This is a genomic window from Nonomuraea sp. NPDC003709, assembly GCF_040610775.1.
In the GTDB taxonomy this organism is placed as follows: Bacteria; Actinomycetota; Actinomycetes; order Streptosporangiales; family Streptosporangiaceae; genus Nonomuraea; species Nonomuraea angiospora_A.
Window position 1 is genome coordinate 219029 of the sequence record NZ_JBEXMW010000008.1, and the last position, 12587, is coordinate 231615.

Annotated in this window: 10 protein-coding genes; 4 read left to right on the forward strand and 6 right to left on the reverse strand. The window is 73.7% G+C overall.

From position 1 onward, the window contains the following. Positions 1-75 precede the first annotated feature (75 nt). Entirely contained in the window at positions 76-6198 is a 6123-nt protein-coding gene (locus ABZX61_RS25345) for a CHAT domain-containing tetratricopeptide repeat protein (protein WP_355198189.1), read from the forward strand. Between the two features lie 84 nt (positions 6199-6282). Then, complete coding sequence (locus ABZX61_RS25350) at positions 6283-6660, forward strand: hypothetical protein (RefSeq protein ID WP_355198191.1); 378 nt, start codon at positions 6283-6285, stop codon at positions 6658-6660. A 7-nt stretch (positions 6661-6667) separates the two neighbouring features. Here the strand turns inward: ABZX61_RS25350 and ABZX61_RS25355 are convergent, their stop codons facing one another. The 6 genes from ABZX61_RS25355 to ABZX61_RS25380 all read right to left on the reverse strand — a co-directional run bounded on the left by ABZX61_RS25355 (position 6668) and on the right by ABZX61_RS25380 (position 11359). Then, positions 6668-6922, reverse strand: a complete 255-nt coding sequence (locus ABZX61_RS25355) for a hypothetical protein (protein ID WP_355198193.1) — start codon at positions 6920-6922, stop codon at positions 6668-6670. A 95-nt stretch (positions 6923-7017) separates the two neighbouring features. Further along, complete coding sequence (locus ABZX61_RS25360) at positions 7018-7473, reverse strand: hypothetical protein (RefSeq protein WP_350727015.1); 456 nt, start codon at positions 7471-7473, stop codon at positions 7018-7020. 78 nt (positions 7474-7551) lie between these two features. Further along, positions 7552-8100 (reverse strand): GNAT family protein, encoded by a 549-nt coding sequence (locus tag ABZX61_RS25365; protein ID WP_355198195.1) that lies wholly within the window; start codon positions 8098-8100, stop codon positions 7552-7554. A gap of 43 nt (positions 8101-8143) precedes the next feature. Then, on the reverse strand, positions 8144-8851 hold the full coding sequence (locus ABZX61_RS25370; RefSeq protein ID WP_355198197.1) for a hypothetical protein: 708 nt from the start codon (positions 8849-8851) through the stop codon (positions 8144-8146). A gap of 163 nt (positions 8852-9014) precedes the next feature. Next, positions 9015-9947: an SPFH domain-containing protein gene (locus tag ABZX61_RS25375; RefSeq protein ID WP_355198199.1), complete on the reverse strand. Its 933-nt coding sequence runs from the start codon at positions 9945-9947 to the stop codon at positions 9015-9017. Between the two features lie 71 nt (positions 9948-10018). Beyond that, positions 10019-11359 carry an MFS transporter gene (locus ABZX61_RS25380; protein WP_355198201.1) on the reverse strand — a complete coding sequence of 447 codons (1341 nt, stop codon included), beginning with the start codon at positions 11357-11359 and terminating at the stop codon, positions 10019-10021. A gap of 102 nt (positions 11360-11461) precedes the next feature. Here ABZX61_RS25380 and ABZX61_RS25385 point away from each other — a divergent pair, with 102 nt between their 5' ends. Together ABZX61_RS25385 and ABZX61_RS25390 are read left to right on the forward strand one after the other, a co-directional pair. After that, complete coding sequence (locus ABZX61_RS25385; RefSeq protein WP_355198203.1) at positions 11462-12127, forward strand: GntR family transcriptional regulator; 666 nt, start codon at positions 11462-11464, stop codon at positions 12125-12127. A 10-nt stretch (positions 12128-12137) separates the two neighbouring features. After that, positions 12138-12512 (forward strand): DUF2203 domain-containing protein, encoded by a 375-nt coding sequence (locus ABZX61_RS25390; RefSeq protein ID WP_350727021.1) that lies wholly within the window; start codon positions 12138-12140, stop codon positions 12510-12512. The last annotated feature ends 75 nt before the right edge of the window (positions 12513-12587 follow it).

Here is a 12587-nt window from a genome sequence, read left to right on the forward strand (position 1 = left end):
GATACCGTACGGGGCGATGTGGAGGTCTGAGGCACGGTTCTGTACGGGCGCGCAAGCCGGTGAGAGCCTGTGCCCATGACCGAACCGGCTCGGGCGCTGGCCGCCCGCATCGAGCGGTTCGAGCAGGCCGCGGATCCCGGCCTGATCTGGGATCCCGCGGCGCTGGTCGAGGCCGAGCAGGCGATGCGGGCGTGCGCCGGCGACCGGACCGACGCCGTCACCTGGCGCCTGATCGGCATGCTCCACCTGGCCCGCTACCGGCTGGACCGGCGGTTCACGCAGGACGCGGCGGTGGCGGGCACGTACTTCGCCGCCGTGGCCGTGGTCGATCCGGCGCGGCTCCCGGAGCGGCTGCGCGGCTCGAACGTGCCCCCCGGCGACTCGGCCGACACGTGGGCGGGGCTCGTCGAAGAGGTGTTCCAGCACGTGGACCCGGCGGCGTACCCGCACGTGGGGCTGCTGATCCACGCCCTCGTGCGGCGCGCCATGGCACAGCCGACGACGGAGGTGGCCGACCGGCTCGGCGAGCTGCTGTTGCGGCAGTCGACGGGCTCGCCCGACCCCGCGTGGGCGCCCGGCGCGCTGGCGCTGCTGGGTGACGGGCTGGTGCGGCTGTTCGGGGCCACGGGGGAGCTGGAGGTCGTCGACGACGCCGTGCACGTGCTGTTCCGGGCGGCGCTGGCCGAGCCGGCGTACGTGGACGAGCTGGGCACGGCGCTCGGGCTGGCGGCGTTCGGCGACGAGGAGCTGGCCGGGGCGTACGTGACGGCCGCGCAGGCGCCGCCGGCCGGCCAGGACCGGTCGCAGGCGCTGCTGGCACTGGTGGAGCTCACCTGGGCGCGCTCGACCGGGTCGTACGCCGACCGCGACCTGCTGGCCTTCATCCGGGTCGGGCAGTGCGCGCTGGACTTCTGGCACGAGAAGTGGGCCCATCCCGGCGTGCTGGCGCCGTACGCGGCCGGGCTGGTCGAGTGGTTCGTCGTCACGGGGGACGAGCGCTCGCTCGAGGCCGGGACGGAGATGCTGGAGGCCCTGCACATCACGCCCGGCGAGACGGCGCGCGGGCTCGGCGCCGACCCCGTCGTGCGGCTCGGGCTGCTGGGAGACCGCCGCTGGAACCGGTACGGCGTCACCGGCGACTCCGACGACCTGGAGACCGCCATCGAGGTCATGCGCGAGGCGGCCGGCCAGGCTCCGCGCGGGCACTCCGACCGCGCCAGGCTGCTCGCCAACCTGGCGAACGCGCTGCTCAGGCGGGCCGTCGTGACCGGCGGGGACGCCGCCGAGCCGATCGCGGCCGCGCGTGCCGCGCTCGCGGCCCACGGGGAGCGGGACCCGGCCAGGCCCAGGGTCCTGATGCTGCTGGGCCAGACGCTCAAGCTCGACCTCGACGCCGGGCACGCCGACGAGGCGATCGCCGCGTTACGCGAGGCGCTGGCGGCCGGTGAGCGGCTGTCGCCGCGGGCGGAGGCGTACGGGCTCGTCTCGGAGGTGCTGCGCTGGCGGGCCGCGCACTCGGGACGGGTGGAGGACCTGAACGAGGCGGTGTCGTCCGCGCGCCAGGGCCTGGAGGTGGCCGTGAAGTCCGCCCAGGACCCGGCGCCCGCGCAGCGGGTGCTGTGCGGGGCGCTGCTGGCGCGCTTCTCGGCGCAGGGCGACCCGGGGGACCTGGGGGAGGTGCTCGAACTCGCCAGGGAAGGGGACCCGGAGCTGCTGTCGCAGCTCGGCGCGGCCCTCGACGGGACGCCGGTGCCGGACGAGCGGCTCGCGGGGGTCGCGACCGAGCTGGCGCTGGCCACGCGGAACGACGAGGTCACGGTCGAGCTGCTGCGTTACGCCGAGCGGCAGGCCGAATCGCCCGGCGAGTTCCTGCTGGAGTCCGGGCTGCGGCTGGCCTCGCTCGGGCGGCTGCGGGTGGCCTGCGCCGTGCTGGGGCGTTCGGCGGAGGCGTTCGGCTCCGGCTTCGAGGAAGGGGCACGGACGGCGTACGCGCTGGCCGAGCAGGGGCGCGCGTACCAGGAGCTGGGCGAGCTGGGTTCGGCGCTGGAGTCGTTCGCGCGGTCGGCGGCCGGCTACGGCTCGCTGGGCGAGGTCCGGGCCGAGGCGCTCCAGCTCGGCAGCATGGGCGTCGTGCTGCTCAGAGCCGGCGACCCCGTCCGCGCCCTCGAACACCACCACCGCGCCATCGCCCTGTGCGAGAGCGCCGGGCTGGCGGCGGAGGAGGCGGCCCAGCAGGGGCACGCGGCCGAGGCGTTCCTGGCCGCCGGCGACCCGGACGGTGCCGTGGCCTGCGCGGTCCAGGCCCGTGAGCTCTATCGGGAGCTGGGCGAGACCGTGCCGGCCGCCATGGCGCTCGTCCACGCCGCCCGGGCGGCCGTCGACCAGGACGACCTCACCGCGGCCGCGGAACGCATGGCCGCCTGCGCCATCGAGCTGGAGGCCGCCGGGGCGTGGGAGGACGCGTGCCGGGCGCTCGACGCGCATGCCGTCCTGCTGGTGGAGCGCGGCCACCCCGGGCAGGCCGCCGCCTGCGAGACCCGGCTGGTGGAGATCGTGCGGCGCAGGGGCGAGCGGCGCGAGCCCGCCGACGAGTGGTACCGCATCGCGGGCCGCCGCCGGGGCTGTGGTGACTCCGACGGTGCCCGGACGGCCTTCGGGCTGGCCGAGCGCGAGTACGAGTCGCTCGGCCACTATGACGGGGCCGCCTCGGCGCGCTACAACCTGGGCGCGCTCTCGTACGCGGAAGGGGATCCAGGGCGGGCGCTGGAGGAGTTCGGGGCGGCGGCGGAGGCGTTCGCCAGGCTGCGTGCCCCGGTCAAGGAGGCGTCCGCGCTGACCATGCGCGCCTCCTGCCTGACCGCCCTCGACCGCTACGACGACGCGCCGGCCGATCTGGAGCGGGCGCTGGAGCTGGCCGCCACCGAGGGGGACGCGGGGGCCGTCCTCGTCGCCGTGCTGGGACGGGTGGCGCTGGACCTGCGGCTCGGCTCGTGGGACGAGGCGGCGGAACGGCTGAACTCGGCCCTGGGGCTGTCGGCCGGGGACCCGCTCAAGGAGGCGGTCGTCCGCGACCGGCTGGCCGCGCTGGCTGCCCGTACCGGGGACCTGGACGCGCAGGTGGAGGCGCTGGAGCTGGCGGTGGCCGGATTCCACGCCGGCGACCAGCCCCGGCTGGCGGCGCTCACCTCGATCAAGCTCGGCTTCGCGCTGGAGGAACGCGGCGAGTTCCGCCGCGCCCGAGCCGCCCTCGAAGCCGGCCTCGCCACCCTCACCCCACCACCCACGCCTTCCGACCGACCCGCGCCCTTCGGCCAGCTCGCGTCCCCCGATCGGCCCGCATCCGTCGACTGGCCTGCGCCCCTCGACCGGCCTTCGCCGCTCGGCCCGGCGTCGTCCGGCGGCTCGGGGGAGCGGGGCGGCTCCGCGCAGTCCGGCGGAGCGTTTGAGCTCATCGCGGTCATGGGCGGGGGCCTGGACGCGGAGCTGCTGTCGCGCCTGGCCCGCATCCAGCTCACGCTCGGCGAGGCGACCCGCGGCCACGCGACCCTGAACCAGGCGATCAGAGCGGCGGACGGCGACCGGGCCGAACGGCTGGAGACCTGGCTCCGCATCGAGGAGGCGGAGGCCGCCGGCGACCTGGAGACCGCCCGAGCCCTCGCCGAGCAGACGCTCGCCGCGAACCCCGTCAACGGCCGCCCCCTCGCCTCCGACTATCACTCGTTCCTGCTGGTCAAGCTCTCCTCCTTCTGCCGGGCGCTGGGGGACCTGGAGGCCGCCCGCGCGTACGCCGCCCGAGGCTACGAGCTGCGCGACGCCCTCGTGATCGACCACCTGCGCAACCTCGGCGCGGCGGCCCGGGACCTGGGTCGCCTGGACGAGGCCGCCGGCCACCTCACCGAGGCCGTCGCCCTGGCCCGCGACTCGGACGCCGCGCTCCCCGCGGACCTCGTCCAGACGCTCGACCTGCTCGGTCGCGTCCGCGCCGACCAGGCCCGCTGGGCGGAGGCTGCACGCGCCTTCGACGAGGGGCTGGAGCTGCTGTCCTCGCCGGTCTGGCGCGCGCTGCGGGCCCCGTTGCTGGCCGGACGGGGCGCGCTCCACCTCAAGCTGGGCGAGCTGGCCGAGGCCGAGGCCCTCTACCGGCAGTCCATCGCGATCGTGGAGGAAGCGGGTTCCCGTACGGACCTAGCCGACAGCTACGCCGACCTGAGCCTGGTGTGCGCGCTGCGGGACTCGACGGACCAGGCCAGGCTCTTCGCCGAGAGGGCCCTGGACATCGAACACGCCCGCGGCCGGACCCGTGGCGTGGTCCTGGCGCTCATCCTGCTCGCCCGCCTCGAGGACTCCTCCCGCGCCGAGGTCGACCTGGCGGAGGCCGCGGCCCTGGCCCAGGAGATCGGATATCGGCCAGGGGAGGCGCTCGCCCTCGGCCGGCTCGGCGCGCTGTACGTGGCCACCACCTCGTACGCCCGCGCCCACCGGCACCTGTCGGAGGCGATCGGGCTGCTGGAGGAGCTCGGACACGAGCTGGAGCTGGGGATCGCCCTGCACAACCGCTCTGTCGCCGCCGAGCATCTGGGGGACCTGCCGAGCGCGCTCGCCGACGCCGAACGGGCCTGCGACCTGGGCCACGCCTCCGGCCGCGACCGCGCGATCCGGCTCGCGGTCCGCCTGGGCCGCGGGATGGCCGCCTGGCGGCACCTGGAGCACGCCAAGTCCCACACCCTGACCACCCACCTCGGCCACCGCCGCCGGCCAGGGCAGGCGGGGCAGGGTGGTGACCGCTGGTCCGGGATGGCGGGGCCCGGGGCCGGCCGCTGGTCCGAGCCCGTGGGGGGTGGCGATGGCCGTTGGTCCGAGCCGGCGCGTCAGGGTGAGGAGTCCTGGCCCTGGACGGTCGAGGACCGGCCGACCGCCGCCGACCTCAGCCATCGGCGCTGGCCCGTGCCCGACGGCGTGCCCGCCGAGCTCGTGGAGGCGGAGCGGCGCGGACTCGACACCACGCGGACGCTCAGGTCGGCCGCTGGGAACACCCGAGACCCGTCGGAAGCCGCGACGCTGCTCGGACGCGCCCGCACCGCCGAGGCCGAGGTGGAGGCGCTGTGGCGGCGGATGGAACCCCTCGCCCCCGACTACGTCGCCCTGCACCGGGACCCGCCGCTCGACCAGCTCCACCTCGACGCCCTCGTCACCCCAGAAAGCAGCCCAGAAGGCAGCCCAGGCAGCGGGATCGCCGTGGTCGGCTTCCACGTCGGTGAGGAGGGCGTAACGGTGCTCGCCCACCGCACCGGCTGGTCCGAGCCGCGCGCCTTCCCCACCACCGTCGGCCACGACCTGCTGGCCGACTTCACCGCCACCACCGTCGGCCGCCGTCCCGGGCTGCTGGACATCGAGGCGCGCCGCCACCGCGCGGCCGTCTGGCGACGCCTGGCCGAGCTCCTCCTGTCAGACGTCCTCGACGCGCTCGGCGACGACCTGGACCACCTCTACCTGGTCCCGCATGCCGAGCTGCACCGGGTCCCGCTCCACGCGCTGGCCCCGGACGGCCGCTCGCTCCTCGAACGCGCCCTCGTGACCTACGCCCCCTCCGTCGCCGCCCTGACCCGCCTCACCCGGCGGGGCCCCGCGACGGGCACCCGGTCACTGGTGCTCGGGTACACCCCGGATCCCGGACCCGAGGCCCGCGGCGCGCTCGAGGCGGCGGCGCGGGACGCCGGCGCCCTGCTGGACGTCCCGCCCCACACCGGTCCGGCCGTCACCGCGACCCGGCTCCCCGGCATCTGGGACGTGGTGCAGCTGTCGTGCCCGGGCGTGTTCGACCCGGACGACCCGTTCGGCTCGGGCGTCGGGCTCGCCGACGGCCTCCTGACCGGCAGGCGGCTCATGAGCATGGCCGTGGACGCCCGGCTCGTCTTCCTCGGCTCCCACGAACGCGACCCCGCGCCGGGCGGCGGCGACGACGTGGCCGCCCTGGCCCACGCGTTCCTCCACGCGGGCGCCAGGTCCGTGCTCCTCCCGCTCTGGCCGGTCTCCGACGAGGTCACCAGGGCCCTGATGCGCGACGTCCACACCAGGCTCCGCTCCGGCCTGGGCCCGGCACGGGCGCTGCGGGAGGCCGTACTGGAGCTGCGCGACCTCTACGGCCCCGCCGAGCCCGACCTGTGGGCCCCGTACGTCCTGGTGGGCCTGCCCTCCTGACGAGCGGGCGAGCAGCCTCTACGGTGGGACGCAGCAGAACGCGAGGGGGACGATGGACAGCCGGCGGAGGCGCTGGTCGAGGCGGTGCTCGCCGACCGCCTGGGCGGGCTCGCCGAGCAGGCCCGCCAGGCCGTCCAGGCGGATCAGGGCGGGTCGGCGTTCTTCCCGTTCCTGCTCGGCCTGATCGGTGAGGCCCGCGCCAAGCAGGACCTCGCCGACGCGCTCGCCAGGGCGGAGGTCGATCTGTCGGAGCTCACCCAGCGGTTCGCGCTGGACCTGCGCCGGGCCTTCGCCGAGTTGCTCGCGCGGGCCCAGGAGGCCGGCACCGTCCGGGCGGACGTGGACGCCGAGGACGTGCAGGCCGTCGTCCTCGCGGCGATCACCGCCGAGCGGCATCGCGCCGACCTCGAACGGCCGGGGCGTATCGCCGCTGTGGTGCTCGACTGCCTGCTGGTCGCGTAGGACCGGCTCAGTCGCCCAGCCATTTCGAGTCCGGCATGAGCGTGGTCGCGACCAGGTAGCCGAAGAAGCCGATGGCCAGGCCCACCGCGTACGCTCCGAAGACCTCGGGGGCGCCCACCAGCGCGGTCACCGCCCCACCTCCCACCGCAGCCAGCACCGCCGCGAGATCGGACAGGCCCGCCGCGCCCTGCCTGCGGCGCAGCGTCCCGTACGTGATCCAGCCGATCACCAGCCCGAAGCAGATCGCGCCGAGCACGGCCATGCGAGGACCTCCTCGTGGTCAGCCGCAACCGTGTCGCGCGGCGCGGCCCGTGGGTCTGATCGCCGTTCACGATCGCACGAGGCGCGCCCGCCTGGCTAGAGGTAGCTCCTGGTCGCGCTCACCAGATCGGGGGTGGCGTCGCGGGTGTCGAAGTAGAGGGCGGAATCGGGGGTGCGCTCGCGGACGTCCTGGTCGCGGATCGCGAACACGGCCGGGACCACCCCCACGTCGCCGTAGCGGCCGGTGACGGCCTCGCCGATCGCCCGGCGTACGGCGCCGACCACGTCACGCGAGGTGTGGCCGGGACCGGAGGCGGCGAGATAGCCCAGCATGCCCGCGAAGCGCAGCTCCGCCTCGGCCGCCGGGCGCTGCTCGGGCAGCACGGGACCGTCCAGCCAGAACACCTTGCCCGCGAGGAACGCCTCGTAGTCGTCGCCCTCGTGGCGGAGCACGCGCGCCGTCTCGGCGAGCAACTCCCCGAACTCGGCCAGCTCCGACTCGGGCGGCAGATCCGTGGTGACGAACAGGGGCACGATCAGCGCGTCGAGCATTGGACTATCCCTCCGTGAGGAGGCTCATCGTAGGACCCGCGACCGACAATCCCGGGTCACGCCACTCTCCGTGGCTGTCTAGCGTTCGGTCCACTCGTCCTGTAACGCTGAGTGCACGATCGAGTCGCGCCACCCGTTCGGCGTGTGCACGTGGTGCCGGATGCGGCCTTCCTCGACCATCCCGGCGGTCAGCATGGCGAGCTGGGCGGGTAAGTTCGCTGGGGAGCGGGCGCCCCAGACGCGGTGCAGCCCGAGCTGCTTGAAGCCGAACGACAGTAACAAGCGCACGAGGTCCGTGCCGACCCCGCGTCCCCACTGGTCGGGGTGGAGGCCGAAGCCGATCTCGGCGCTGTGCGGGTGGTCGGCCTCGATGTGCAGGCGGGCCACCCCGATCACGTCGCGGCGGGCCGTGTCGATCACGGCCAGCACGTACAGGCGGCGTGGTTCGGTCGCGGCCGCCTCCTGGGCCTGGGCGACGAGCTCCGCCACCTCGGCCAGGCTGCGGGGCGCGAACGGCATGTGCTGCGTGGCCGTGGTGTCGCCGTAGACCGCGTGCAGCGCGGTCACGTCGGCCTCCGCGACGTCACGGAGGCCGAGCCGTTCGCCGTTGTACACCACCCGCCGCATTTGCAGACGGTAACGCGATTCCCGTGATCTCTACAAGCCCACGTCAAGTGGCGAGTTGACTCCCGTAAGCCCGCGCCACAAGCTCGGCGACGGCGCTGTGCGCGCCGAGCGGCTCCGCGTGCCCGGCATTGATCGAGGCGGCGGCCTGCTCGACGATCCCCGTGGGGGCCTCGTGGCCGATCATGCAGGGCGCGATGGCCAGGCGCTCGGCGCCCGCCGCGCGCAGCCGCTGGGCCGCCATCGCGATGCCCGGCTCGCTGTCGAGCGAGGCCGAGACGACCGGCAGCGTGAGCCTGGAGGCCAGGAGCACCGCTGTGGCCTGCACCGCGTGCACCGCGCGCTCCCCGCCCACCGTGGCCATGATGACGCCGTCCACGGGGCTGGAGACGTTCAGCAGCCGTACGCGGTCGGCCCTGGCCAGGCCGCGCTCGGCGAGCCTGATGTGCAGGGCCTCGGCCAGCAGCGGGTGCGGGCCGAGCGCCTCGGTGACGACGGCGCCGCTGCCGCTGGCCGCGACCGCCTTGCCGATCTCAGCCAGGACGACCGGATCGTCCCAGGTGAGCAGCGGCACGATGACCGCTTCGCGGCCGGAGGGCAGGGAGTCCGCCAGGTCGGTGACGCTCGTCAGCCGCACCTCGATCTGCGGGTGGTCGAGGCGTACCACGGCCGCGATCTCTTCGGCCACGCCGGCCGCCGCGCCGGGGGTGGCGAGCACGAGCATGGGGGCGTCCGGCGGCAGGGACGTGGGCACGGGACGGCGGTGGCGACCGCCGCCCGGCCGGGGGGAACGTTCACGTACAGGCAGGCTCACAGCCGCGCAGTTTATGCGTATTAGGTGGAGGTTGCTCTGTGAATAGGTGGCGATTCCGTCACAACCCAGACGCCGCGCGCAAAAAGAGTCAACCACACCTTGACTACCGCGACGGAACCACGACCGACTGGGGATTCCCGGGGGCGTACACCGTGATGCCCTGCGGCAGCGATTTAAGCTTTTCGATCTCCGCGCACGCCGGGCACTTGTCGTAACCGTCCTGCCTTGCCCGGTTCGCGGCCGCCTCCGCCTTGGCCTGGGCGACCTTCGCCTGCGCCTCGGAGACGGCCGCCGAGGCGGCCAGCGAGCGGTCCACGGCCTGCTGCACCTCGCCCGGCAGCGTCACCTTGGCCAGCGTGAAGCGCAGGCCGGTGAGGAAGTCGCCGCCGAGCGTGGCCGGCAGGTCGCGGGTCAGCGAGGCGTCGACCGCGTTCTGGACCTTGACGATGTTGGCGTTGCTGTCCTGCGGCTTGAGCGTGGAGCTCTCCAGCAGCGAGCAGGACGGCACGAGCTCGGCGCAGCGCATGGCTCCGATCTGGCCGCGCAACGCGTTGTCGATCACGGGGCGGACCGCCTGGCCGAAGAACGCCGACCAGCCCTCGTCGCCGTCCCACGCGTAGAGCGAGCGATTGTCCTGGGCGCGGAAGGTGCGGGTGCCGTACTTGTCGTCGAACGTCTTCAGCGTCTGATGGTCCAGGTTGAGCGTGAAGTAGAGGGTGCCCTCGATGCCGAGGTTCACCCCGTCGCTGCTGGGCACCGTCACCACGTCCACGCCGAGCGTCGTGGCCCGCTTGGGGTCGGCGGTGATCGTGTAGAAGCGCTGCTGCGCCGGGTAGAGGTGGGTGGACGACCACATGCCGGTCCAGGTCAGGCCGGAGCCGGGGCTGATCACCTGGCGTACCTGGTTGTCGTCGAGCGGGCCGCCGTCGCGGATGACGGCCACCTCGCCGCCGCCCGTGCTCTCCAAGCCCCCCAGGCCCCCGATGAGCAGGGGGACGGCGATGAGCGCGGCGACGACGATCAGGGCGATTCTCATCAGTACCCCTTCCGCGCGGGCGGCGTTGGCAGCCGCCGCCCGCGGCTTCTCGCGGCGTTTTCCGGCTGAGCTCAGGCGAAGGGTCCCACCTGGCCGGGCAGGGAGGCTTTGGCCTTGGGGCCGGGGTCGGGCTGCGCGGCCAGGTCGAGGTCGCGGGTCTCCGGGGCGATGGCCAGGCCCAGGGCCGTGACCGCCAGGGCGACCACCACGTAGATCGACACCGCGACCGTGGTCTGGTACGTGTCGAACAGGCTGAGGGCGATGATCGGGGCCAGGGCGCCGCCGACGATGCCCGCCACCTGATAGCCCATGGAGGCGCCGCTGTAGCGCAGCCGCGTGCTGAACAGCTCGGCGATGAAGGCCGCCTGCGGCCCGTACATGGCGGCGTGGGTGACCAGCGCGACCACGGCGGCCAGCGCGATCAGCGGGAACGATCTGGTGTCGAGCAGCGGGAAGAACGCGAACGCCCACACCGCCGCGCCCACCACGCCCGCGAAGTACACCGGCCGCCGCCCGAACCGGTCCGACAGCGCGCCGGCCAGCGGGATCAGCACGAGCTGCAGCGCCGACCCGATCAGCACCGCGTTGAGCGCGTACGAACGCGGCAGCTTCAGCACCGTGGTGAGGTAGACGATGATGTACGCGGTGAACGTGTAGAAGGCCACGTCCACCCCGATCCGCGCGGTGAAAGCGGACAGCAGAGCCCGCGGGTGCGTACGCAGCACCTCCAGCAGCGGCATCTCCGCCTTGGCGCCCTGCTCCTTGACCTGGGCGAACAGCGGCGACTCGGTCACCCGCAGCCGCACCCACAGTCCCACGAACACCAGCACGCCCGACAGCAGGAACGGCACCCGCCAGCCCCACGACAGGAACGCCGCGTCGGACAGCGTGAACGACAGGAGCGTCAGCAGCCCGGTGGCCAGCACGTATCCGGCGGGCACGCCGACCTGCGGCCAGCTCGCGTTGAAGCCGCGCCGCCGCCCGTCGCCGTGCTCCAGCGACATGATCACCGCGCCGCCCCACTCGCCACCGAGCCCCAGGCCCTGCACGAACCGGAGCGCCGCCAGCAGGATCGGCGCGAGCACGCCCGCGCTCGCGTAGCCGGGCAGCACGCCGATGAGGAACGTCGAGACGCCCATCACCAGGAGCGTCACCACCAGCACGGTCTTGCGCCCCGCCCGGTCGCCGAAGTGGCCGAACACGACGCCACCGAGCGGCCGGGCGACGAACGCCACGGCGTTGGTGGTCAGCGACGCCAGCGTCGCGTTGAACGGGTCGAGCGCGGGGAAGAACAGCTTGGGGAAGACCAGGGTCGCCGCCGTGGTGTAGAGGAAGAAGTCGTACCACTCCAGCGACGTTCCGATCAGGCTGGCGAGGATCACCCGCCGGGTCTGTTGCGCGGAGCCTGTCATTCGATCGCTCCTTGTTCGTCTAGGGGGTCCTCTTCAACATAAGAATCGTTGAACAATTCGACAAGAGGTTTGCTCCATGATTCGCTGTCAAATGTGGATAACGTGGTTGCCGATCTCGCTCAGGACCGCCCCAGGCTGGGCCGCAGCAGCACCGCGGAACGGGTGGCCGACATCCTGCGCGACCGCATCAGCGAGGGCTTCTTCCGTCCTGGGCAGCGGCTGTCGGAGGAGTCGATCTCGGAAGGGCTCGGCGTGTCGCGCAACACGCTGCGCGAGGCGTTCCGGCTGCTCGGTCACGAGCGGCTGCTCGACCACAAGCTCAACAGGGGCGTGTTCGTCCGGCTCCCGTCGGCCGAGGACGTCGCCGACCTCTACCGCGTGCGCCGCGTGCTCGAAGGGGCGGCCGTACGGCGCGGCCCGGCCCCCGAGGCGCTGGCCGTGATCAAGGAGGCCGTGCTCGACGCGGAGCGTGCCGCCGAGCAGGACGACTGGCAGGGCGTCGGCACCGCCAACATCCGCTTCCACCAGGCGCTCGTCTCGCTGAACGAGAGCCCCAGGATCGACGAGGCCATGCGCCAGCTCCTCGCCGAGCTGCGGCTGGTCTTCCACGTGATGGAGAACCCGCGGGCCTTCCACGAGCCGTTCGTCGACCGCAACCGGACCCTGCTCGGGCTCCTCGAGTCGGGGCGGCCCGAGAAGGCCGCCGCGTACCTCGACGACTATCTCGACCACGCCGAACGGCTGCTCATCGAGGCGTACACGCCGTAACGTCTGTGGCATGGACCGGATCTTCACCCTTGACGAGGCCCGCGAGCTGCTTCCCGGCGTCATGCGTGACGCCCGCGAGGTGATCGCCGCCCGCGCCGACCTGGCCGAGATCGATTTCGACCGGCGGGCCACGGGGAGTTCCCCGCTCGGCGGCCTGCCCGAGATCAAGGGGCTGCAGGCCCGCATCGAGGAGATCCTCAGCGGGTGGAACGAGCGGGGGATCGAGGTCAAGGGCATCGCGCCGGTGCTGGTCGACTTTCCCGCCGTGATCGACGGGGTGTCGGTGCGGCTGTGCTGGATCGAGGGCGAGCCGGAGCTGGCCTGGTACCACCGTACGGAGCTCGGCTTCGCGGGCCGCCGCCCGCTGGACCCCGGGAGGGAGTGAGCCGCAGCCGTGGCCGATCTGTGACCAACCGGTCACGTCAAGCGGGTGTCTAACGGGGTGAGCGAAAGGATCACA